Here is a 23,686-nt window from a genome sequence, read left to right on the forward strand (position 1 = left end):
GATAGGCTATGATATTAGTCAATGCATTCCTACTTGAAGGGGCTTTTTTTATGAGTAGAACCAATAATGTGTATAAAACTACTAAATTAAATATCTGGTGTAGAGAAGATGCTTTAGCGCATTAGTGGAAAATATGAGTTCGGGGTAAGTTTTTTGGGGGAATTTTCCTTAGAAACTCATGAGTATCTTTAGCTTACATAAAAACTAGTAATGTCTAAAAAATGTCGTTTCCGAATTTGAATAATATGTAATAACACATATACATTATATTATTTTGATTGTATTTAGGTTAAAGTGTAATTATATTCAAATTATGGTTATTTTATGGGTATTTTAATAATTATTGTTGTTGAGGTAGGTGAACGATGGAAAAGTTAGGAGATGCATTGAGTTCTTTTGTAAAAAATTACAGTTTGTTGAGTGAGTTCGAACCATGCTTAAAAACGCTTCCGGTACAACATGAGGATGGGAATTTTAGCCGATTAGAAACGCATTTGACAAAAGAAATTAAAGATGGTGCTGAGCTATCAGGCGGTGAGTGGCAAAAGGTGGCTATTGCGCGTGCGTTTTTAAAAGATGCAGAACTAATTGTCTTAGATGAACCAACTTCAGCCCTAGACCCCATTACTGAAATGAAAGTGTTTGAATTGTTCCACGAACTCTCACGTAATAAAACCACCATTACCATTTCTCATCGTATCGGACCGACTAGGTTGTCAGATCGTATTTTAGTTATGGAGCATGGACAAATTGTTGAAGAAGGTAGTTTCCAAGAGTTAATGGAGAAAAAAGGACTTTATTATGAAATGTATCAAATCCAGGCTAGATATTATGAAGAACCCTTAATTCAAAATAAGGAGGAGTATGTGACATGAGCAACCAATTAATTTTAAAGGTATCACAATTAAATAAGGTATATGAGGCAGCTGATAATCGTGTTCATGCTTTGAAAAATGTGAGTTTTCAATTATCAAGAGGGGAATGTGTAGCCATTATGGGAACTAGTGGATCAGGGAAAAGTACACTGCTGAACATTATCGGAGCTATGGATCAGCCGACCTCAGGTGAGATTGAAATTAACAATATGAAACATTATATGAATAAGTTTAAAGAACCTCATGCTACACTTTTTCGACGGGAAAATATCGGATTTGTATTTCAATCGTTTCAACTATTGAAAGATTTGACGGTGGAAGAAAATATTGCTTTACCTTTAATTTTAAAAGGGCTAACCGCGGATGAAGTTAAACAACGAGTAAATGAGATGATTGCACTAGTTCAACTAGAGCCATGGAGTAAGCATCGACCAATAGAACTTTCAGGAGGCCAACAGCAAAGGGTGGCTATAGGACGTGCGCTCATTACAAAGCCACCAATTATTTTAGCAGATGAGCCTACCGGAAACCTCGATTTTAATACATCAACAGAAATTTTAAAAAGTCTATTTGAAATGAAAATAAAGCTCCAACAAAGTATACTGATGGTCACGCATGATGCATATGTAGCAACGTATGCAGATCGTGTATTGTTTTTCAATGATGGTGAGATCGTAGATGAATATAGATGTCAGCATTCGCACCAGGATATGGATACCATTTTACATAAATTCAAAGTCATAATGGAGAGAAATGTATGATAAATTCGGTCTCACAATTAGCATTCCGTTTTTTTAAGCATAGTAGATTGCTTGTCTTGACATCGGTGTTAGGAATCCTTTTATCTATTTCTTTAATTATAACAATGATGATGTTTATTTCCTCTGCGAAACAATCGATGGTAGATGAACTTGAAATGATGTTTGGAGATATGGATTTAGCGGTTGGCTACAATGATGATGATGGCAAAGTAATTAATCAAGAGCTCTATAATCGTTTAACAGAAATACCTATGGTTGATAAGCATTCTGGTGTGTTGTTAACACATTTATATATAGAGCAAATTAATGGTTTTGTGTATACAATTGGAGCGAATAGTGATGAATTAACCAAGAGTCGCTATCATTTTAACGAGGATCTTAACTATGGTGAAATAATTTTAAATGAATCTCTAGCAGAGAAGTTAGCAGTCTCAATAGGAGATCCTGTGATAATTGAAGGTGTCACGTATTATGTAAAAGAAATCAAATCTGATTTAGTTCAAGCCGGACCTACTGTTCATAATATAGTTGTGAATAGCAAGCAGCTTCAAGAAATAAAGGAAGACCAAAATAAGACGGATGCTGTGGCAACGTACATTTTAATGACAGTACATGAAGAAGAAAAAATCTATAATGTAGTGGAACAAATACGTAAGATAGACCCAGATTTACGCATTGACATCGCTAAAGAAGAAGATTTTATAAAAAATAATTTAAATCTTCTGTATCAATATATGGTTGTTTTATCTGTGCTCGTGATTTTAATGACTTCTTTATTTATCATAACGAACTTTGATGTCTTTTTATATAAATACAAGAATCAGCTCGCTATTATGCGTTCAGTGGGGGCTTCGACACGTCAGGTTTTTCAAGTAATGTTCATTCAATCCTTCTTTATAAACATATTAGGATGTTTGGGAGGACTGCTTGTAACGTATTTAACGTATGGTTTTCTATATCCAGGTTTAGAAACATTGTTAGGGTTAAATGTACAGGAAAAAACTTTTAATATTGGATTAGCTACTACTATAACAGCAATTGGTTTTGTTATTTTACAAGTAGGTATGTTGATTCCAGTATATAAAAGCAGTAGAATCTTACCTTTGAAAATAGTTCAGTCTAATGAAACTATAGATGTTTCTTATCCAAAATTACGTTGGAGGATAGGCTGTATAAGTCTAATAATAAGTTGTGTATTAATAATACTATCAAAAATAATTGCGGATCAACGAATTGAGCTCGTATTAATTGCAGCACTGATGTTTTTAGTAGGAGTTGTATTGCTACTTCCGTTCATCGTTAAATCTCTGTTGTATTCCATCCAGCGTTTAATTAAACCTAGTTTAGGAAATGTTGCATATACAGCTATTAATATGATGATTCCTCAAACAAAGCGAAATGCCTTTGTTATTACCATCATTGTCTTAATGGTTACTGTAACACTATTTGGTTCTAGCTTTATCCAAACTATAAAAATTTCAGATGAAAATTATATCCATGATCAGTATTACACAGATATTTTAATTAGTGCACCAATAACTGATCAACAATATTTTAGTCCTCAAGAGCTACGTGAAGCATTGCAGAAAGTTAATGCATTAGATTCTACGATGCTATTTAGTGTAAGTGCTAGTGGAAAAATATCGAAATCTACAGAAGAACAGCTCAAAACGGGTATTCCTTATGTGTATACTTTTTTTGAGGATTTAACAGCTAATTTTAGTAATACAGCAACAGGTATAATTCTCACAAAGAGCTTGGCCGACCAATTAAATACTAAAATAGGAGATCAACTAGATTTTATGTCAGTTGATGCGGAGGATTTCCAGGTAGCTGAAGTCGTGGATATTGTTGAATCGCTACCTAATGATTACCAGTTTACGATTGACTTTAGAAGTACATTTGGAAGGAAATTAAATTCTAACGACGAAAAATTTAAACCAATTATAGAATATGTATATATTGAATCAGTTGATCATGAAGCAGCACTAGGGGGGCTACAGGAGGTTGTTCGACAATTCCCTGAGTTACAAGTAAGTAGTTATGATGAAAGCTTGGCGCAATCAAAAGAAATGTCGATGCAACGAACGGCAATCTTTATTATTGTATTAATGATTATTTTAATAAGTGTAATGCTAGGTATCATAAATACCTTAATTAGCAATATTAATTCTAAAAGGAGAGAATTGTCGATATTAAGAGTTATTTCGATGACTAAGAATGATATTGTCCGGTTTATTACAACGCAAGTAATATGTTATATCGTTCTTGGAGTGGCGATTGGAACTGCAATAGGGCTTATTTTTACATGGATTGTCAGTCAAATCGATAAAACGCTGTTAATAATAAATTTCGATTTATATGGACTAGTAGTAGGGTGTATGTTCTTGCTTACATTGATGGTATTTATACCATATGGATTGAAGATTGGAAACCTTCATATAATGGATGAGTTAACTCAAGATAATAAATAGCTTTAAAATTAATGAACTGATGTAACGGAGATAGATAGTGATTATGAATCCCACTTGAATAGATAATGTAAAAAGGCTGGGACATAACTGGTCAAAACCTAAAAAAGCGCGAGAAATCAATTTTAGAAACGTTGATTTCTCGCGCTTTTCTGTTGTAAAAATTTTTAATTTTACTTTGAAAATATACATATGTCCCAGCCTCATACTTTTCTACTTTGGGGGTTTTTCAAAGTGCAATATCTTTTACCTAGTAGTAGGAGCGTTAGAAAAATAAAAAGCAAGGTGTACGGAACTATCTTTCACTCTATCAAGAGTATTTTACATATCATACGAATGTCATCGACAGTTACAGGGTGAGGGGCTTTTATCACAATTTTTGACGATTCATTCACCAAGTACCGATTGTATATCGACTCTAGATGGCTACAAATTCCATTTTAAAGTGACTACTTAGTAGGGAAAGATATTTGTTTTTTATTTATCTTCCTCACTAGCACCACAATCCCAACAAAAAAAATTGCGCCAGCTGTATCCAAAATAACATCCTGTCCGTTCATCGTGCGTCCTGGTGTAAAGCTTTGGCGAAGCTCATCCAGCACTGCAATAAGAGCTGTTCCAGCAATAGCGACACCTACAGCGAACCGACGTTGCCCCCAGGCAAAATAAATACCGAGTGCAATACAACCAAATCCAACAAAATGCGTTAATTTCCGAATTAAAAATTCTACAAATTTAAAGTAACCACGCTCTTCAACAGAAACAACTGTGTCCCAATAAGGAATTTTTAAAACAGATAATTGTTTCTCAAAAGGTTTATTTGCCAATACTTGCTCCAATTCAGGAATAATAGACTGCTGTTCATAGGTCATGCTAGAGGAAATAGCAAGCACTACTAAAAATGCGATTAAGATAAGCCATTTTTTCATCGGTGATCTATATATTGTTCTGTTTTTGTTAGTTCATTTACTGCTGTAAAATCTGTTATTGAATCAATTTTTTCATAGGCAGCGAGTGTTTGTGCCAGCTGTTCCTGTGAGCTTGCACCTATTACTGTTGAGGCTATAGTAGATTCCTTTAAATTAAAGGCAATTGCGAGTGCATGTAAATCATCATAATGTGAAGCCAAGCCTGTTAATGTTGTTGTTAACTCGTCTGCCGTATATGTGTTAAAGCCATTGGCACGCTGTAAACGTTCTTTCCAACTATTAGTTAATAAACCCTTTGCAACGGTACCGCGTGTTACAACGGAAGATCCTTCACTTGCAATAAAGTCGAGCCATTCCTCTGGACGGCGATCTAAAGCACTATATTGCATCATGACACTTTTCGCAGAACTTGCTGGTAAAAAACGCTTTAGTACATTTGGGCGAATAGAGGAAATACCATATTCTCGAATCAATCCATCCTTTTTTAACCCTTCAAATGTGTCGATAATGCCATCCCAGTCGTCCTCAATAGTGCCACCATGTAACTGATAAACATCAATATAGTCAGTATCTAGTCGTTTCAAGCTAGCGTGTAGAGCTTCCTTTATATAAGACGGGGATGCATCCCAATGCCAACCTTCTTTACCTTCTGTCCATCGATTACCAACTTTTGTAGCGACGATAACATCCTGACGGCGCTTCCCTAAAATAGCGCCAATAATTTCTTCATTTGCCCCAAAATCATATAAATCGGCTGTATCGATATAATTAATGCCAGCATCTAGTGCCATATCGACAATAGCAGCTGCCTTTTTCTTATCTGTCGAAAGAGACATGCCCCCTAAACTTATTTCTGAAATAAACAATTCACTTGAGCCAAGCTGTCTTTTTTTCATGTGAATGACCTCCTTCGATTTCTCTACTTGTAATGGTACAATGAACATATCTGAAGAACAAGCGAGGTTATAGTCAATGAAAAAGTTTGAGGAAAAAACGACAAAGACTACGCCCATTTATGACGGGAAAATTGTGAAATTACAGGTTGATGATGTCACTTTACCGAATGGTAATGTTGCAAAAAGAGAAATTATTAAGCATCCAGGTGCCGTTGCTGTTATTGCAGTTACCGATGAAGGAAAGTTAGTATTGGTGGAGCAATATCGTAAAGCTTTAGAACGTTCAATTATTGAAATTCCAGCTGGAAAGCTAGAACCTGGTGAGGAGCCGATTGTTACAGCGCGTCGTGAATTAGAGGAAGAAACGGGTTACGGTGCACAGAGCTTTACCTTTTTACAAGCTTTTGCAACATCCCCGGGCTTTGCGGATGAGATCATTCATCTATTTGTGGCAAAAGATTTATATAAAATTGAAAACAAAGCAGATCTGGATGAAGATGAATTTGTCGATTTATTAGAAGTTTCGTTGGAAGAGGCGGGGCAAATGGTTGCAGATGAGCGTATATTTGACGCCAAGACAGCGTTTGCAGTACTTTGGCTTGCAGCACAATAAGAAAATAATCTTTAGCATAATAGAAGCGGACGAGCATAAGCTGTACAAACCTTGATAGAAAAGGAGCATGTTTATGTCTCGTACGGTGTCTATATTTTATCACGCTTCCATTATTGCTGTGAGTTTTGTTTGTGGCGTTATCTTCTTTCATGTTATTGGTGGGCCGAATGCAGAGCCTTTTATTTTATTTATAGAGCCTCGTTTAGCAGAAGGGGACAGGCATTCTATATTTCGTTTAGTATTACCCGTTGTTGTGTCAATAGCTCTTGTGCTATTGCTGGCAACACATAGTGTCTTGAAAGTTTTAGTGCGCGTAACCGTGGCGATGCGTGCAACCTTTTTTGGCTTTAGCTCGGTTTTTTTATTACAAAAACTTGAAGCTTTTTGGGTTTATACGATTTGGTGGTTTCCATTTCAGCTCATCTATTGTATATTGTTGCTAATCCTATGCAATTTACTTGTACCCGCTTGGTCAAAGCGAAAAATCGGGAAAAATGTACATGGGCGGACAATTTTGTTGAATTTTATCGCATTTTTCATCATAATAGTGGCTGAGTTTATTGTAGTTTCTTATGTATTAAAATGATGGATATCATTCACGAAAATTAGATTTAGGTAAAAATTTACAAAAGTATATTTGAAATCTATACACTATCTTGTAATAGGATTTACTCCTTTGGTATAATGGAAAGAGTTTAGGGGGGCGTCACATGGAGAGCCGAATTGATCGTATAAAAAAACAGTTGCATAGTGCTAGTTATAAGCTGACGCCGCAGCGAGAAGCAACAGTTGCTGTACTGCTTGAGCACGAAGAAGACCACCTAAGTGCAGAAGATGTTTACCTTCTAGTAAAAGAAAAGGCACCTGAAATTGGTTTAGCGACTGTCTATAGAACGTTAGAGTTACTAACTGAGCTCAAAATTGTCGACAAAATCAACTTTGGCGATGGCGTATCGCGCTATGATTTACGCCAAGAGGGAGCTGCGCATTTCCACCATCATCTAGTTTGTATCGAATGTGGTGCGGTAGATGAAATTCAGGAAGATTTACTTGAAGATGTGGAAGCCGTTGTAGAAAAACGTTGGAACTTTATCATAAAGGATCACCGACTAACTTTCCACGGCATTTGCTGGCGCTGTCATGATAAAAACGACGAATCGAATGAAGAAAAATAACGAGAAGCTGTCTGTTTTAATCTTAAGTTCTAGATTGAATCGGGCAGTTTTTTGTTTTATTTGAATAAGATAATAGATTGGACAAGCATATGTGAAAATATAAAAGAGGACGTTTTAGCACAATTCTACTAGCCGTGCTAAAATAGAAAATAATTGACAGTTAGGGGGCGCTATGATGAATGAATTTCAATATGCAATAGAGGATTATATCCATTTTATCCAGGTAGAACGGCAGTTATCCGATAATACATTAGCATCCTATCGCCGAGACTTAGAAAGTTATGTGAATTTTTTACAGGAAGTAGAAGGAATGTCTGATTTTCTTAAAGTGGAGAGAATGATCATTTTACGTCATTTAGAGCAGTTGCGTATGCAAGGAAAGACAAGTCGTACTGTTGCCCGCCATATCTCCTCTATTCGTAGTTTCCATCAATTTTTACTCCGAGAAAAGCGAGCGGAAACAGATCCGACAGTCCATTTAGAAATGCCAACTATTGAACAAAAGCTACCAAATATCCTTTCTATTGAAGAAATTGAAGCTTTATTAGCGGTACCAAATCGTAGCAAACCACAGGGTGTCCGGGACGTGGCTATGTTAGAGCTATTATATGGCTCAGGGATGCGCATAAGTGAGCTGATTGCGTTGGATTTAGCTGATATTCACCTAACGATGGGCTTTGTCCGCGTTTTTGGTAAGGGAGGCAAGGAGCGTATCATTCCACTTGGAAAAAGCGCCCTTTCTGCATTAAGCACTTATTTAGATAGCGCAAGGAGCCAATTACAAGGAAAATATCCAAAAACAGATGCTTTTTTTATCAATCAAAGAGGGAAACGTTTAACAAGGCAAGGTTGTTGGAAATTAATGAAGGAGCACGCTTTAAAGGCTGGCATCAAACATGAATTAACGCCGCATACATTACGTCATTCCTTTGCAACACATTTAGTAGAGAACGGTGCGGATTTACGAGCTGTACAGGAGATGCTTGGGCATGCCGATATTTCCACAACACAAATATATACACACATTAGTAAATCCCGACTATCAGAGGTATATAAGCAATTCCATCCACGAGCTTAAAAGAGAAAAATATTTGTTAGTCGGAGGTCTGACCTTTATTTTTCACAGTTTTTTGGTAAAATAAAGACAAGAGATTAGGAGGCAATAATTATGAATAAACCATTTAAAAAAATCCATGTAGTAGTATTGGACTCAGTTGGAATTGGTGAAGCTCCAGACGCAGCGAATTTTGGAGATGTAGGTTCACATACTCTCGGACATATCGCTGAAAAAATGAATGGGCTTACAATGCCACATATGGAGTCTTTCGGCTTAGCGAACATTGAACCATTACAAGGTATTCAAGCTACTGACAAACCAAAAGCATACTACGGAAAAATGCAAGAAGCATCTGTTGGTAAAGATACAATGACAGGGCATTGGGAAATCATGGGGTTAAACATCGATAAACCGTTTAAGGTATATCCAGAAGGGTTCCCTGCTGAGCTTATTGCAGAACTTGAAAAACGTACAGGCCGTAAAGTGCTGTGCAATGAACCTGCGAGTGGGACACAAGTAATCGAGGACTTCGGCAAGGAGCATATGGAGACAGGAGCGATTATTGTCTATACTTCTGCTGACCCTGTTTTGCAAATTGCTGCACATGAGGAAATTATTCCATTAGAGGAATTATATAAAATTTGTGAACTTGCTCGTGAGCTAACATTGCAACCAGAATATTTAGTTGGCCGTGTTATTGCTCGTCCATTTATCGGTACGCCAGGGAACTTTACACGTACATCTAATCGTCATGACTATGCGTTAAAACCATTTGGTCGCACGACGATGAATGTCTTAAAGGATGCAGGCTTAGATGTCATAGCAATCGGAAAAATTTCTGATATTTTCAATGGTGAAGGTGTCACAGATGCAGTACGTACGAAAAATAATATGGATGGTATGGATAAGTTTGCAGAGGTAGTGCGTCGTGATTTCCATGGTATAAGCTTCTTAAACTTAGTGGACTTTGATGCGAATTTTGGACATCGTCGTGATCCTCTAGGTTATGGTAACGCACTACAAGAATTTGATGCTCGTTTACCAGAAATTACTGAGGAAATGTCAGAAGATGATCTACTAATCATTACGGCGGACCATGGTAATGACCCAACATTCCCTGGGACAGATCATACACGTGAATATGTACCGTTAATTATTTATTCACCACGCTTTAATGATTGTAGTGAGCTAACACTCCGTGAAACTTTTGCAGATATTGCCGCGACAGTTGCTGAAAACTTTGAAGTAGAAGCTCCAGCATTCGGTAAAAGTTTCTTAAATAATCTAAAATAAGGGGGATTATCGATATGAATATGGCGCAGCTGTTTGAAAAGAAGAAGCAAGGCAAGGAGCTATCACAGGCTGAAATTCAGTATTTTGTAGAAGGCTACACTACTGGAGCAATTCCTGATTATCAAGCAAGCTCTCTACTAATGGCAATTCGTTTACTGGGCATGACGTATGATGAAACATTTTATTTAACAAAGGCAATGATAGAATCTGGAGATGTTATTGATTTATCATCTATTGAAGGTTTTAAAATTGATAAACACTCGACAGGTGGTGTAGGCGATAAAGTTACACTAATTGTCACTCCAATAATTGCTGCGTTAGATATTCCAGTAGCGAAATTTAGTGGCAAGGGTCTTGGCATTACAGGCGGTACAATCGATAAATTAGAATCGATTCGTGGCTTTAAAACGGAGCTTTCGTCACAGGAATTTATCGACAATGTCAATAAACATAAAATCGCGGTTGCCGGTCAAACAGGCAATCTTGTACCAGCTGACAAAAAATTGTACGCATTGCGAGATGTGACGGGTACTGTCGATTCAATTCCACTAATTGCGGCGTCCATCATGAGTAAGAAAATAGCAAGTGGTGCAGACGGCATTGTACTGGATGTTAAATGTGGCTCAGGTGCATTTATGAAAACAGAAGAAGAAGCGCAAATTTTAGCTGATACAATGACTGCAATCGGTGAAAAACTAGGACGTAAAGTAGTTGCACATATTAGTGACATGGATAATCCTTTAGGTAAAATGATTGGTAATAAGCTTGAGGTAGTAGAAGCATTTGCATTATTAAGTGGACGTATGGGCGAAACACACGAGGATCTGCTTGAGGAATGTATTATTATTTCTTCGCTTATGTACCAGGTTGCAGCAGGAGTAAATGAGGCCGAAGCAACAGCAGCAGTTAAACGAGTGTTAGAGGATGGTTCAGCAGCTGCAAAATTTGAAGAATTTATCGTAGCACAAGGTGGCGATTTAGCAGATATCGTGCAAAAAGACACTGCAAATAAAGTAGCTGTCAAAGCACCTACTGAAGGCACTGTAGAGACGATTAATGCGCTATTAATCGGGGAAGCAAGCGTAGGTCTGGGTGCAGGTCGATTAACAAAAGAATCTGAGCTTGATTATGATGCTGGGATTCAATTGATTGCCAAAAAAGGCGACCAAGTTCGTGCTGACGAAACGATTGCGTATCTATATTCAAATCGTCAAATCGATGAGGAAACAATCGAAAAAGTACAGCAAGCTTATACAATTGCATAAAAAAATTGGAGCGAGAACTCTCTTTAACAAAGAGGTTCTCGCTTTTTTTTCGTTTTGAGAAGCGAAGAGTTGAAGCGACGGGAAGAAAAGCCAGAGCGACGGAAAGAAGAGCCAGAGCGATGGAAAAGAGTGCCGAAGTGACGGAAAGAAGAATCAAAGCGACGGAAAGAAAAGCCAGAGCGACGGAAAAGAGGGCCGAAGCGACGGAAGGAAGAGTCAGAGCGACGGAAAGAAGAGCCAGAGCGATGGATAGAACCGCTAAAGTCGTGGATAGAGCAGCCGAAATCGTGGATAGAACCGCCAAAGTCGTGGATAGAGCAGCCAAAATCGTGGATAGAACCGCCAAAGTCGTGGATAGAGCAGCCAAAATCGTGGATAGAACCGCCAAAGTCGTGGATAGAACTGACAAAGTCGTGGATAGAGCAGCCAAAATCGTGGATAGAACCGCTAAAGTCGTGGATAGAGCAGCCAAAATCGTGGATAGAACCGACAAAGTCGTGGATAGAGAAGCCGAAGTCGTGGATAGAATCGACAAAGCGACGGAAAGAAGTCAGAGCGATGGAAAGAAGGGCTGAAGCGAAGGAAAGAAGGGCCGAAGCGACGGAAGGAAGAGTCAAAGCGACGGAAAGAAGAGTCAAAACGACGGAAAGAAATCAGAGCGATGGAAAGAAGGGCTGAAGCGAAGGAAAGAAGGACCGAAGCGACGGAAAGAAAGGCTAGAGCGACGGAAAGAAGAGTCAAAACGACGGAAAGAAGTCAGAGCGATGGAAAAGAGGGCCGAAGCGACGGAAGGAAGAGTCAAAACGACGGAAAGAAATCAGAGCGATGGAAAGAAGGGCTGAAGCGAAGGAAAGAAGGACCGAAGCGACGGAAAGAAAGGCTAAAGCGACGGAAAGAAGAGTCGAAACGACGGATAGACCTGCCAAAGTCGTGGATAGAGCAGGCAAAATCGTGGATAGAACCGCCAAAGCGACGGAAGGAAGAGTCAGAGCGACGGAAAAGAGTGCCGAAGCGACGGAAAGACGAATCGAAGCGACGGAAAGAAGAGTCGAAACGACGGATAGCCCGCCAAAGTCGTGGATAGAGCAGCCAAAATCGTGGATAGAACCACCAAAATCGTGGATAGCCCCGCCAAAGCGACGCATAACCCCGCCAAATCAACGGAACGAACCGCCAAAGCGACGAATAACCCCGCCAAATCAACGGAACGAACCGCCAAAGCGACGCATAACCCCGCCAAATCAACGGAACGAACCGCCAAAGTTCTGCTCGCCTTTAACATAATAATAATTTTTGTAAAAAGAGACTGTCACGTTTAAAAAATGTTGATTTATCCCATACTGCATTTAACCTAAAAAGCTATAAGTATGTCGATTTGACACTATTTCAGAAGACTTTGCACTAGTTCTGTCAGCCGCAAGGATTCACCACATTGAATGTGGAATTGCACGAGGAGGAGGCGATGTTCATGCATTTTCAATTAGAAATGGTAACAAGAGAGACAGTGGTTATACGTTTATTTGGGGAGCTCGATCATCATGCAGTAGAGCAAATTCGAGCTAAAATATCTACAGCAATTTTTCAGGGTGCTGTTACGACCATTATTTGGAACCTAGAGGGACTTTCCTTTATGGATAGTTCGGGTGTAGGTTTAGTGCTTGGTCGAATGCGCGAGTTAGAGGCGGTCGCTGGACGAACAATTTTATTGAATCCATCGCCGACAATGCGAAAAGTATTTCAGTTTTCAGGTTTAGGGCCATGGATGATGGATGCAACAGAAGAAGAAGCGATTGATCGAGTTAGGGGGATTGTAAATGGATAATGAAATGACATTAACTTTTTTAGCACTTAGTGAAAATGAAGCCTTAGCGCGTGTAGCTGTGACAGGTTTTATTGCACAATTAGATCCAACTATTGATGAGCTATCCGAATTTAAAACGGTTGTCTCAGAGGCTGTTTCTAATGCCATCATTCACGGTTATGAAGAGGATGGTAAGGGCGTTGTTACAGTTCATGCAAAACGTGAGGATGATATTGTAACCGTGTCTGTTATGGATAAAGGTGTTGGCATTGAGGATGTAAGTCAAGCTATGGAGCCGTTATATACGACGAAAAGTGCGATGGAACGTTCGGGTATGGGCTTTACAATTATGGATAGTTTTTCAGATCAGTTGACAGTAATGTCCAAGTGGCAAGAAGGAACAACTGTCACGTTTACGAAGAAATTTTACTCAGTTCGTGCAGCGGTAATGTGAGGTTGCGATTATGAAGCCGCTAGAACAGTCGTCCGATAAGCTATTGTCACAGGAAGAAATGCGAGATTTAATTGCACGTGCACAGCAGGGCGATCATGAGGCTCGTAAACGAATGATTGAGGGGAATACGAGGCTGGTGTGGTCTATCGTCCAACGCTTTACAAGTAGGGGTGTGGAGCTCGAGGATTTATTCCAAATTGGCTGCATAGGACTCATGAAGTCTGTGGATAAATTCGATTTAACGTATGATGTAAAGTTTTCGACATATGCTGTTCCTATGATCATTGGTGAAATTCAGCGCTTTCTAAGGGATGATGGCATGGTGAAAGTTAGCAGATCGATTCGTGAACTTAATTTTAAAATTCGTCATGCAACCGATGAATTCATTAAAAACAATGAGCATCCACCAACCATTCATGAATTAGCACAGGTTCTTGGTGTCACAACTGAGGAAATTGTAACAGCTTCAGACGCATTGAGAGATCCTGCTTCCTTGCATGAACAATTGTATGAGAGCGAAGGCGATTCTATTACATTAATGGATCAGATGAAGGACGAAAAATCCGAGCAGCCATTTGACTATATTCCGCTAAAAGAGGTACTCACAAGACTTGAGCCTAGAGAGCAATCAATTATTTATTTACGATATTTCTCAGATTGTACCCAAACTGAAATTGCTAACAGACTTGGTATATCACAAGTTCAAGTATCACGATTAGAGAAAAAAATTCTTGCCCAATTGAAAAATTGGATGGCCACAAGTGCCACAGTGGAACAGGAAGAAGTATAAAAAGACATCTAAGAAAATGGTGACAGCATGACAAATAAACTATTTAACAGCTTAGAAGAAGCCGAATATTTTCTTAAAGAACACTTTGGTGACGGCGAATCATTTGACGTAAATATTAAGCATTTATTTGTCAAAGATTTGCCGGTTCTTTGCGCATATATAAGCGGACTTGTGGATGGGGTAATGTTAACACAATTACTCTCAAATTTGTTGCCTGATGAGGACATTGATATTGAAGATGAAAAGGAATATTTTGAAGCCTATTTCAATCACCAAGGCCGTTCAGAGGAAACTGAACAGAAAGCCTTTTTATTAGCTATATTAAGTGGACAGGTAGCCTTTGTTACGAAAAGTGGATACGGCTATGTTGCGGAGATTCGAAATTATCCAGGACGTACACCTGAGGAGCCTGACAATGAAAAGGTTATTCGTGGTTCTAGGGACGGTTTTATTGAAGGTATTTCACAAAATGTTGCATTGGTTCGTCGGCGAATTCGTAATAGTAACTTACGTTTCGAGCTACATAAAATATCCGAAATCGGTCAAACCGATGTTGCACTTGCGTATATAAAGGATATTGCTAATGATGAAATGCTCGATAAATTGCGACAGCGCCTTGGACAAATTCACCATGATGGCTTGACAATGGCCGATAAATCACTAGAGGAATGGCTGTTTAAACAAAAGTTTCATCCAGTTCCTTTTGTCCGTTATACGGAACGACCGGATATTACCGCAGCGCATTTAATAGAGGGCCACATCATCATTATGGTCGATACATCTCCTTCTGTCATGATTGTCCCGGCAACAATTTTTCATTTGCTGCAACACGCTGAGGAGTATAGACAGGCACCGACAGTCGGAACGTTTGTTCGTTTTATGCGCTATTCTGGAGTAGCTTTTGGTTTATTTTTATTGCCTTTATGGTATTTATTTGCAACGCATGGGACATACTTACCGGATGCATTATCCTTTTTAGGTGAAAAAGAAAAATCGCATGTCCCGATTTTACTGCAAATACTGATTGGAGATACGGGGATAGAATTTTTGAGGATGGCCGCCATTCATACCCCATCACCATTATCCACTGCGATGGGGTTGGTTGCGGGTGTAGTTATTGGTCAGATTGCAATTAATGTTGGGCTATTCTCTCCAGAGGTAGTGTTATATACAGCTATTTCAGCTATTCTGACATTTATTATTCCGTCTTATGAGCTAGGTATCTCCATTAAACTATTTAGACTAATGTTATTAATAATGTCTGGTATTTGGGGAGTTAATGGGTTATTTATCGGGATATTTATATTATTTACGTATTTATGTTCATTGCGTCCAATGCAAGCACCATATATGTGGCCACTTATTCCGTTCTTTCCACTTGCGATGCTTCGTGTACTTGTCCGTTTCCCGATGACAGTAGATGCATTAAGACCTTATGTAGTCGATTCTAAACAACGAAAAAGATCATAGGAGCCGTTGCACTCGTTTTTTTCATGTGATAAAGTTCATCTATAGTATTTTGTGATTTTTGCAAAAATTATCTTTATTCAACAAAATGCGACACGGTGTTGAATGAAGTAATCCCTCTAATAAGGATAGCGGGCTAAGATTGCTCCATCCGATTCTAAAATTGAGGTGCAATTTATCACAAGATGGAACGATGTGAAAAGGGAGAGATGCACATGCATTTATATGGAACACAAGCGATTTCTGAAGATGGTCATTTAACGATTGGACAGGTAGATACACTAAAGCTTGCAAAAGAGTATGGTACACCTTTATTTGTGTATGATACTGCGCTTATTCGTAAGCGTGCAAGAAGCTTTATTGATACGTTTAAAAAACTAGGTGTAAAAGCAGAAGTAGCCTATGCTTCAAAAGCATTTGCATGTGTAGCTGTGTACCAATTAGCGGCAGAAGAAAATCTATCTTTAGATGTTGTCTCTGGGGGAGAATTATTTACAGCTTTAAAAGCTGGATTCCCTGCGGAGCGCATTCATTTCCATGGCAATAATAAAAGCATTGCTGAATTAGAATTAGCCTTTGACTCGAAAATTGGTTGTATTGTCGTGGATAACTTCTATGAAATTCAGCTTTTACAAGAAATTTCAGAGCGCCGTCAACAAAAAATGCGTATTTTACTTCGTGTCACACCAGGAGTTGAGGCGCATACGCATGACTTCATTACGACAGGTCAAGCTGATTCTAAATTTGGCTTCGACTTAAATAATGGTCAAGCAGATGAAGCTTTCAAACAAACTTTTAACCATGAATACCTAGAACTTCTAGGATTACACTGCCATATTGGCTCTCAAATTTTTGACACAGCGGGCTTTGGCTTAGCAGGAGAAAAATTAATTGATAAAATTTCTGATTGGAACAAGTCTCACGATTTTACATGTACTGTGTTAAACTTAGGAGGGGGCTTCGGAATTCGTTATACAGAGGAAGATGCACCGCTTGAGCCACAAGTATATGTAGAGGATATGATTACAGTTGTAAAAAACAAAGCGACTGTACTTGGTCTAACTATGCCTGAAATTTGGATTGAACCAGGGCGATCACTTGTAGGTGATGCAGGAACTTCACTTTATACAATTGGTTCACAAAAAACAGTACCTAATGTTCGTAAATATATTGCTGTAGATGGTGGCATGAGTGATAATATCCGTCCGGCATTATATGATGCGAAGTATGAGGCGGTCATTGCAAGTAAGGTAAATGAATCAAAAAATGAGACATATACAGTGGCTGGTAAGCTTTGTGAATCAGGCGATAAATTAATTATTGATGCTAAGCTACAGGAAGCAACTTCTGGTGAAGTGCTAGCAATCTTCTGTACGGGTGCGTATGGATATTCTATGGCGAGTAACTACAATCGTGTTCCACGACCGGCAGTTGTATTTGTAGAAAATGGCAAGCATCAATTAGTAATTCGACGCGAAAGTTATGAAGATATTGTTCAAAACGATCTCCCGCTAACGTTAAAAAAGGGTGAGTAAATTTGAGAAAAAACAAATGGGTATTATTGGCGTCCATTTCAACTTTTATTTTGTTGTGGGGCGTTGTCTATTGGGTATTGGCGTCTAAAGGTATTCTCGGACCTGGTTCGTAAGACAGAAATTGACTTGCGGTACAAGTACAAATCGTGTAGGATAGTCAAAGATTATGTACAGCTAGAAAAAGAGGGAATAGACAAATATGTTAATTCGATATAAAAAAGCTTTCGAGAAAATAGCAATGGGGCTACTCTCGTTTATGCCTAACGAAAAAGACATAAAAAAGCTCAAAGAGACAATCCACTCCTATGAAAATGATGATAATTGGGTATTATATTTATGGAAAAAGAACGATGAGTATATTGGCATTGTTGGACTTGTAACAGACAGTAATAATATAGCTACGATTCAACACGTTTCAGTTGTCCCTTCTTATAGAGGTGAAGGTGTTGCAAAGGAAATGCTACAGGAAGTGGCAGAACTTGGCCAGTACGAGAGTGTACGTGCGACAGAGGAAACACGTAAATTTGTTCAAAAATGTATAAATTGTATCGATGAAGAAGCAGACGATCATTGACGTCTGCTTTTTCTTTGCTTTCTTGTCGCTCTGCAAGAATATGTGAGCGATCTCGAAGCATATGTTTATGAAGAAGATAGTTAGAGCTACTTAATGGTAAAAGCTGTATGCGAGTTAACACTAATTCCTCCAAAATGGGTGAAAGTGGAAGTTGGAATGCTTGGAAGGACTTGCCCATCCGGATAGCAGAAAGTGCGTCTGATAGTTGTATTAGTAGTTTATCGTAATTAATTTCGTCAAAAAAGATATGACCCATATTATATTGAAAATTATTGAGGGCTTTTTCTAATATTCGCTCTGCACCTATATCATTGTCACGTCGCCAATGATATAGGCCAGTTGCGAGCTGTACGTATCCAACGAGAGGGTGCTTTTTATCACCTGGAGCAATATCTTTCCAGAATTCCTCAAGTACTTCATGGCATTCAAAAAAATCTTGATTACCATTGAAGTAGGCGCAGTAATCGATAAATAAAGTATGATGCTGTGGATGCATTTTGGACTCCTTTCAACTATACTATAAGAACATAGAATCTCAGGGTGGTAAAACAATGTCTTATGAAGTAAAATTAGAAGCCTTTTCAGGGCCTCTTGATTTATTATTGCATTTAATTCACAGATTAGAAATTGATATTTATGATATCCCAATGGCTGAAATTACTCAACAATATATCGACCATATACATGCTATGCAGGTACTGGAGTTAAATGAGGCTAGTGAATATTTAGTGATGGCTGCAACGTTATTGGCTATTAAAAGTCGTATGCTCTTGCCAATTCATGAAGGTGAGCTTGATGATGCCGAGTTAGAAGTCGATGGCCCAGACCCTCGTGAAGAACTGGTGCAACGATTAGTAGAGTATAAGAAATATAAAGAAGCAGCGAGTAGCCTGCAAGAGCTTGAAACAGATCGGGCACAGGTATTTACACGGCCACCAGCAGATTTATCAGAGTTAGCATCAGATGAGCAAATGGCGTTATTTGATTTGAACGTCAACATCTATGACATGCTTGGGGCCTTTCAAAAACTGATGCGTCGAAAAAAATTAAAAAAACCACTAAAGACAACTGTAGCGAGACAGGAACGCTCAGTAAAGGATCAAATGCGTTCAGTAGTTAATTCATTACGATCTACAGGTGGACGTGCATCATTTTTCGAGCTTTTTCCCTATGAAGATAAGCCAACGCTTATTCTGACGTTTTTATCCCTTCTTGAGCTGATGAAACGTCAGGTCGTCATCGTAGAGCAAAATGGTAACTTTGAAGAATTAACAGTTACATTACAGAAGGAGGAATGGGATGATAACGAAAACAATGATGCTACAGAGTAAAATAGAAGCCTTATTATTTGTTGTAGGAGATGATGGCTTAACTATAAAACAATTGTCGCAGCTTTTAGGCGAAGCAGAAGAAAATATTGTACAGGCAATGGAAGCGTTGCGTACAATTTATGAAGAAGATTTAGCTAGAGGCGTTACAGTGAAAGAAATAGCTGGAGTTTATCAGCTCATAACAAAATCTGAACTAGCAGATACTATTCAAAGATTAGTAGAAAATCCAACTGTTCAATCTTTATCTCAAGCCTCACTCGAGGTACTTGCGATTGTGGCATACAAACAGCCAATTACACGTGTAGCAATTGAAGATTTACGCGGTGTGAAATGTGAAAGACCAATTCAAACGCTCGCTTCTAGAGGGTTAATTAAGGAAGTAGGTCGTTCAGAAGGGACAGGACGTGCAATCTTATATGGTACTACAAAAGAATTCTTAAACTATTTTGGTTTAAATAGTATAGAAGAAATGCCAGCTTTACCAGAAGATGAGCTAGTTGAAACAGAGCAAGAAACTGATTTATTTATGACGAAATTCCAAGAAACTTTTAGTGGAGTAAAATAAAAGAGCAAGGCGTGATTTAACTGCTTTCAGCAAATGTTTTCTGTAGCGAAAGCAAAGCGCTAGCTACAATTATTTTCTGTAGCGAAAGCAAAGCGTCAGCTACAAATGTTCTTTGTGTAAGCACAAAGCCGATTCCGGACGCAATTATGCAGAGGCATAATTGATAGGTATAATGCTTTGTTTGAAACATAAATATAATCTATATTTTCCTATTACTTTTAATAAGGAGTGGCTCGTTGCTTCGGTTAGTACGTTTAATATTGTTCATGATAGTCGTGGTAATGTTAATGCTTCCGCAAACCAGTTTGGCTCGAGGTGGTAGTGGATATGTTGTCTTAGATGTTGATACGGGTCGTGTTTTATTAGAATCCAATAGTGATGAACGATTACCAATTGCTAGCTTAACAAAAATTTGGACAGCACTCGTTGCTATTGAAAATAGCGATCTTCAAGATGAAGTGGTTATTTCACCGAGGGCTGCAACGGCTGAGGGCTCGTCCATTTACTTGCAGGCAGGGGAAAAAGTAACGGTAGAAACACTTTTATATGGTTTGATGCTACGATCAGGAAATGACGCTGCAACAGCTTTAGCAGAGCATGTTGGAGGATCGGTAGAAGGGTTTGTAAAGTTAATGAATGAGCGAGCTGTTGTTGCGGGCCTCAAAGATACAGTATTTATGAACCCGTCTGGCTTGCACCATGATGAGCATTTATCGACAGCGAGAGATACTGCTGAAATGTTGAGAGTGGCCCTTCAAAATAAATCTTTCAAGAAGATTGCATCCACAGTACTATATCGTGCCAATACTGAAAATGGGATGTTATGGGAAAATAAGCACCGTTTAATACGAGAAGGGGCAGGGGTTGCCATCAAAATAGGCGATGAGAGACGACAACCTGTTAATGCATTAAAAACAGCAAAAGGTTCAGCATATGCCGGAAAAACAGGCTTTACAAAGGTAGCTGGTCGAACTCTTGCAACCGCCTTTCAAAAGGACGGGCAAACCTGTATTGTTGTCACCTTGAATGAATCAGATGACTGGAATGTACATCGAGGATTAGCAAACAAGGTGTGGGAAGATTATAGCCTTGAAACAGTGGTGAAAAAAGGTAAATATAATGTGAACAAAAAGCTTGCAATACGTTTAGAGCAGCCAATTAGTTTGCAGTTAACTAAAGAGGAAAAGGCTAATGTAAGGCAGGTATTACATGTTTCTAGGAAACGTCAGGAAGCTGTATTATCCATCTTTATCGGAGATGAGCGTATTTATGCAACGCCTGTAACTGTTGAATCAGCGGATCGTTAAAAGCGATACGCTGATTTTTTTATCTTTTGTAACAGGCGTGTTGATTAGGAAAAAATAGGTTTATTATTGATTGATGAAAGGGTTTTTCTTGTTGCTATTTAGTGTCGAGCCCCAAAACAGAATCGCTAAAGCTACTTTCGTTCGTTTTATAGGAATACTTTGAAGATTTATCGAAACTATTTGAGCTTTTATCGAAACAAAATCTTATTTTATCGAAACTTTTTTGGCTTTTATCGAAAAACAAGCTCTTTCTATCAAAGAAATCAACATCAGGGTGGATAAAAATGGTTAATCAACACACCTGCTTTTGTAATTACTAACTGAAAGCCCCGGCGAAACATTGGCAGTAGATTACAAGCCCGTGGAAAGCGGCAACTCGGAGTGAAATCAACCTTTGTTTATGATACACATTTTTTATATTTATTTTGTTGTCGATAATCAAGAGTTAGTTTGCAAGAAGATTAGACAAGCTAGGAAGATATTGTAAAGGTTGAGCGAGCAATGCGAGTGAAGCGGCTCATCGGACGCCCCCAGGAAGCTCTGCTCTGTGCGAAAGCGAATCGTCAGCTACAAATGTTTTATCTGTGCGACAGCGACAATTATTTTATCTGTGCGAAAGCGAAGCGACAGCAACAAATGTTTTCTGTAGCGAAAGCAGAGCGTCAGCTACAAAGCGCTCAGTCGGAACGGAAATCAACCTCGCGTTATGGTGAAGCCCCTTAAAATTCAAGTACAAATTATCCAGAAACTAGCCAATAAAATTATTTCAAATAAACTAATTACTTATGTATAATTAGTTTTTCTTTAATAATGCACAAAAGTATGACATAATTTTCACAGATTAGCGGGAAAAATAACCTTATTCCTAATAAATGAATAGGGTTTAAATTTTGGTGTCTAAACCAAGGTGAATGAAAACTAGAGGTGAAAGAATGGAAAGATTACAAAAGGTCATTGCGTATGCAGGAGTTGCGTCAAGACGTAAGGCGGAGCAATTGATTTTAGAAGGTAAAGTAAAGGTAAATGGAGTCGTAGTACGTGAGCTTGGTACAAAGGTTTCAAACTCAGATACGATAGAAGTGGAAGGCGTTAAGCTTGAGAAAGAAGATAAGGTTTATTATTTACTATATAAACCACGTGGAACGATATCGGCTGTAACAGACGACAAAGGACGCAAAACTGTCACAGATTTGTTTAAGCATATTCCACAACGTATTTTCCCAGTGGGCCGCCTTGATTATGATACATCAGGATTATTGTTATTGACAAATGATGGCGAATTTTCGTATATGCTGACACATCCGAAGTTTAAAATCGATAAAACTTACATTGCTCGTGTCAAAGGTATTCCAACGATCGAAGGTTTAAAAAAGCTTCAACGCGGGATTAAACTAGAAGATGGAAAAACTGCGCCAGCAAAAGTTAGTATGACTTCTTTTGATGAAAAAGCAGGCAAGGCAATCTGTGAAATTACTATTCATGAAGGGCGAAATCGTCAAGTGCGTCGCATGTTTGAGGCGATCGGTACTCCAGTTGTTAAACTGAAACGTGAGCGCTTTGCCTTTTTAGATTTATTTGGACTATCACCGGGGGAATATCGTGAATTGTCAAAGCATGAAGTGAAACAATTGCGAGTGTTAGCAGAGACAGGAAAAATCGGATAAACGGTCATTTTATCAAGAAAGTGAAAAATTACTATGTGAATGGTGATGTTTTCACTTTCTTTATGATGAAATCGTTCATAAATCATTCATAATTATTAGCTAAGCGTTTTTGTTTTAATTTGCTATAATAGGTGAGAATAGTACATCAAGATTAACCAGTTGAAATCGTTTCCATAATTTTGGTGTCTGGCGTATAAGCGAAAGACGAATTTGGCAAACATAAATGTTGTAAATTAGACGGTAAAATCTATACATATGAATGTTTGTATAAAAAGCTTAGCGTCAATAGAAGTTACTCTAAGCCGTAATTGATAGGGGGTTTATTAACTTGGAGAAAAAGAAAAAACGTCTCGTAATACGTACCATTATTTTAGCAGTTTTAGTATTAGCGATTGGTTACACGGTATACGGAACAGCGACAAAGGATAAAGTAGAGTTAATAGCAGTAGGCTCTAAAGCACCGGACTTCACGTTAGTAGATTTAAACGGTGAGAAACATAAGCTGTCTGATTATAAAGGGCAGGGAGTATTATTGAACTTCTGGGGAACTTTTTGTAAGCCTTGTGAGAATGAAATGCCTGCAATAGACCGTCAGTATAAAATCTATAAAGATCAGGGTGTACAAACATTGGCTGTCAATATTGCCCAAACAGATTTTGAAGTACAAAATTTTGTTGATAGACACGAGTTAACGTTTCCAGTAGTTATTGACAAAACGAAAAGCGTTACGACTACCTACAATGTAGGTAATTTACCAGCAACTGTCCTTATTGATCCGGATGGTAAAGTAGTCAAAATTACTACTGGTGAAATGACGGAGAAACAAATTGCTTCGTACATGGAATTAGTGAAGCCAAAATAAG

Annotated in this window: 25 protein-coding genes and 1 pseudogene; 21 read left to right on the plus strand and 5 right to left on the minus strand. The window is 38.4% G+C overall.

Features of this window, described 5'->3' with window-relative positions; all coding sequences use genetic code 11:
- The first annotated feature begins 365 nt into the window (after positions 1-365).
- From QUF91_RS07440 to QUF91_RS07450, 3 genes are read left to right on the plus strand one after another with little or no spacing between them, the layout of a single operon-like run.
- Entirely contained in the window at positions 366-875 is a 510-nt protein-coding gene (locus QUF91_RS07440; protein ID WP_285398225.1) for an ATP-binding cassette domain-containing protein, read from the plus strand.
- Positions 872-1,636: an ABC transporter ATP-binding protein gene (locus QUF91_RS07445; RefSeq protein WP_289417310.1), complete on the plus strand. Its 765-nt coding sequence runs from the start codon at positions 872-874 to the stop codon at positions 1,634-1,636. The genes QUF91_RS07440 and QUF91_RS07445 overlap by 4 nt, the downstream gene beginning before the upstream one ends.
- On the plus strand, positions 1,633-4,110 hold the full coding sequence (locus tag QUF91_RS07450) for an FtsX-like permease family protein (protein ID WP_289417311.1): 2,478 nt from the start codon (positions 1,633-1,635) through the stop codon (positions 4,108-4,110). The genes QUF91_RS07445 and QUF91_RS07450 overlap by 4 nt, the downstream gene beginning before the upstream one ends.
- A gap of 446 nt (positions 4,111-4,556) precedes the next feature.
- Here QUF91_RS07450 and QUF91_RS07455 read toward each other — a convergent pair whose 3' ends face one another.
- Both QUF91_RS07455 and QUF91_RS07460 read right to left on the minus strand, forming a co-directional pair.
- On the minus strand, positions 4,557-5,036 hold the full coding sequence (locus tag QUF91_RS07455; RefSeq protein WP_285398222.1) for a VanZ family protein: 480 nt from the start codon (positions 5,034-5,036) through the stop codon (positions 4,557-4,559).
- A complete protein-coding gene (locus QUF91_RS07460; RefSeq protein ID WP_289417313.1) occupies positions 5,033-5,932 on the minus strand; it encodes an aldo/keto reductase in 900 nt (299 codons plus the stop codon). Before QUF91_RS07460 ends, QUF91_RS07455 begins: the two co-directional genes overlap by 4 nt.
- 76 nt (positions 5,933-6,008) lie before the next feature.
- On the opposite strand from QUF91_RS07460, the gene QUF91_RS07465 reads away from it, so the two are divergent.
- The 6 genes from QUF91_RS07465 to QUF91_RS07490 all read left to right on the plus strand — a co-directional run bounded on the left by QUF91_RS07465 (position 6,009) and on the right by QUF91_RS07490 (position 11,335).
- Positions 6,009-6,545: an NUDIX domain-containing protein gene (locus tag QUF91_RS07465; RefSeq protein WP_285398220.1), complete on the plus strand. Its 537-nt coding sequence runs from the start codon at positions 6,009-6,011 to the stop codon at positions 6,543-6,545.
- A 73-nt stretch (positions 6,546-6,618) separates the two neighbouring features.
- On the plus strand, positions 6,619-7,131 hold the full coding sequence (locus tag QUF91_RS07470) for a hypothetical protein (RefSeq protein WP_285398219.1): 513 nt from the start codon (positions 6,619-6,621) through the stop codon (positions 7,129-7,131).
- 124 nt (positions 7,132-7,255) lie between these two features.
- A complete protein-coding gene (gene fur, locus QUF91_RS07475) occupies positions 7,256-7,720 on the plus strand; it encodes a ferric iron uptake transcriptional regulator (RefSeq protein ID WP_004232171.1) in 465 nt (154 codons plus the stop codon).
- A 175-nt stretch (positions 7,721-7,895) separates the two neighbouring features.
- The gene (gene xerD, locus QUF91_RS07480; protein WP_289417315.1) at positions 7,896-8,798 is read left to right on the plus strand and encodes a site-specific tyrosine recombinase XerD; all 903 of its coding nucleotides are present in this window, start codon (positions 7,896-7,898) and stop codon (positions 8,796-8,798) included.
- 90 nt (positions 8,799-8,888) lie between these two features.
- The gene (gene deoB, locus QUF91_RS07485; protein ID WP_289417316.1) at positions 8,889-10,070 is read left to right on the plus strand and encodes a phosphopentomutase; all 1,182 of its coding nucleotides are present in this window, start codon (positions 8,889-8,891) and stop codon (positions 10,068-10,070) included.
- Between the two features lie 14 nt (positions 10,071-10,084).
- Positions 10,085-11,335: a thymidine phosphorylase gene (locus QUF91_RS07490; RefSeq protein ID WP_285398216.1), complete on the plus strand. Its 1,251-nt coding sequence runs from the start codon at positions 10,085-10,087 to the stop codon at positions 11,333-11,335.
- 23 nt (positions 11,336-11,358) lie between these two features.
- Here the strand turns inward: QUF91_RS07490 and QUF91_RS07495 are convergent, their stop codons facing one another.
- Positions 11,359-11,973, minus strand: coding sequence for a hypothetical protein (locus tag QUF91_RS07495; RefSeq protein ID WP_289417317.1), 615 nt, complete (start codon positions 11,971-11,973; stop codon positions 11,359-11,361).
- Positions 11,974-12,072: 99 nt separating this feature from the next.
- Entirely contained in the window at positions 12,073-12,480 is a 408-nt protein-coding gene (locus QUF91_RS07500) for a hypothetical protein (protein ID WP_289417319.1), read from the minus strand.
- A gap of 323 nt (positions 12,481-12,803) precedes the next feature.
- Between QUF91_RS07500 and spoIIAA the strand changes: the two genes are divergently transcribed.
- From spoIIAA to QUF91_RS07530, 6 genes are all read left to right on the plus strand, one after another.
- The gene (spoIIAA, locus tag QUF91_RS07505; RefSeq protein ID WP_053594386.1) at positions 12,804-13,157 is read left to right on the plus strand and encodes an anti-sigma F factor antagonist; all 354 of its coding nucleotides are present in this window, start codon (positions 12,804-12,806) and stop codon (positions 13,155-13,157) included.
- Positions 13,150-13,590: an anti-sigma F factor gene (spoIIAB, locus tag QUF91_RS07510; RefSeq protein ID WP_285398211.1), complete on the plus strand. Its 441-nt coding sequence runs from the start codon at positions 13,150-13,152 to the stop codon at positions 13,588-13,590. Before spoIIAA ends, spoIIAB begins: the two co-directional genes overlap by 8 nt.
- 10 nt (positions 13,591-13,600) lie before the next feature.
- Positions 13,601-14,380: an RNA polymerase sporulation sigma factor SigF gene (sigF, locus tag QUF91_RS07515; protein WP_285398210.1), complete on the plus strand. Its 780-nt coding sequence runs from the start codon at positions 13,601-13,603 to the stop codon at positions 14,378-14,380.
- A gap of 27 nt (positions 14,381-14,407) precedes the next feature.
- Positions 14,408-15,850 (plus strand): spore germination protein, encoded by a 1,443-nt coding sequence (locus QUF91_RS07520; protein WP_289417320.1) that lies wholly within the window; start codon positions 14,408-14,410, stop codon positions 15,848-15,850.
- Positions 15,851-16,062: 212 nt separating this feature from the next.
- Positions 16,063-17,382 carry a diaminopimelate decarboxylase gene (lysA, locus tag QUF91_RS07525; RefSeq protein ID WP_285398208.1) on the plus strand — a complete coding sequence of 440 codons (1,320 nt, stop codon included), beginning with the start codon at positions 16,063-16,065 and terminating at the stop codon, positions 17,380-17,382.
- 199 nt (positions 17,383-17,581) lie between these two features.
- Complete coding sequence (locus QUF91_RS07530; RefSeq protein ID WP_285398207.1) at positions 17,582-17,956, plus strand: GNAT family N-acetyltransferase; 375 nt, start codon at positions 17,582-17,584, stop codon at positions 17,954-17,956.
- Positions 17,957-18,260: 304 nt separating this feature from the next.
- Here QUF91_RS07530 and QUF91_RS07535 read toward each other — a convergent pair.
- Positions 18,261-18,452: pseudogene (locus tag QUF91_RS07535) on the minus strand (DUF309 domain-containing protein); the annotation flags it as partial.
- A gap of 55 nt (positions 18,453-18,507) precedes the next feature.
- On the opposite strand from QUF91_RS07535, the gene QUF91_RS07540 reads away from it, so the two are divergent.
- The 6 genes from QUF91_RS07540 to resA all read left to right on the plus strand — a co-directional run bounded on the left by QUF91_RS07540 (position 18,508) and on the right by resA (position 23,685).
- Positions 18,508-19,287 carry a segregation/condensation protein A gene (locus QUF91_RS07540; RefSeq protein WP_285398205.1) on the plus strand — a complete coding sequence of 260 codons (780 nt, stop codon included), beginning with the start codon at positions 18,508-18,510 and terminating at the stop codon, positions 19,285-19,287.
- The gene (scpB, locus tag QUF91_RS07545) at positions 19,259-19,852 is read left to right on the plus strand and encodes an SMC-Scp complex subunit ScpB (RefSeq protein WP_481817463.1); all 594 of its coding nucleotides are present in this window, start codon (positions 19,259-19,261) and stop codon (positions 19,850-19,852) included. The genes QUF91_RS07540 and scpB overlap by 29 nt, the downstream gene beginning before the upstream one ends.
- Before the next feature lie 236 nt (positions 19,853-20,088).
- On the plus strand, positions 20,089-21,159 hold the full coding sequence (locus tag QUF91_RS07550) for a D-alanyl-D-alanine carboxypeptidase family protein (protein WP_285398203.1): 1,071 nt from the start codon (positions 20,089-20,091) through the stop codon (positions 21,157-21,159).
- A gap of 501 nt (positions 21,160-21,660) precedes the next feature.
- Positions 21,661-21,882 (plus strand): hypothetical protein, encoded by a 222-nt coding sequence (locus QUF91_RS07555; RefSeq protein ID WP_289417323.1) that lies wholly within the window; start codon positions 21,661-21,663, stop codon positions 21,880-21,882.
- 209 nt (positions 21,883-22,091) lie between these two features.
- Entirely contained in the window at positions 22,092-22,823 is a 732-nt protein-coding gene (locus tag QUF91_RS07560) for a pseudouridine synthase (protein ID WP_285394898.1), read from the plus strand.
- 328 nt (positions 22,824-23,151) lie between these two features.
- Positions 23,152-23,685 carry a thiol-disulfide oxidoreductase ResA gene (gene resA, locus QUF91_RS07565; protein ID WP_285394897.1) on the plus strand — a complete coding sequence of 178 codons (534 nt, stop codon included), beginning with the start codon at positions 23,152-23,154 and terminating at the stop codon, positions 23,683-23,685.
- Position 23,686: the final 1 nt, after the last annotated feature.

The sequence above is a fragment of the Lysinibacillus sp. G4S2 genome, assembly GCF_030348505.1.
GTDB lineage: Bacteria > Bacillota > Bacilli > Bacillales_A > Planococcaceae > Lysinibacillus.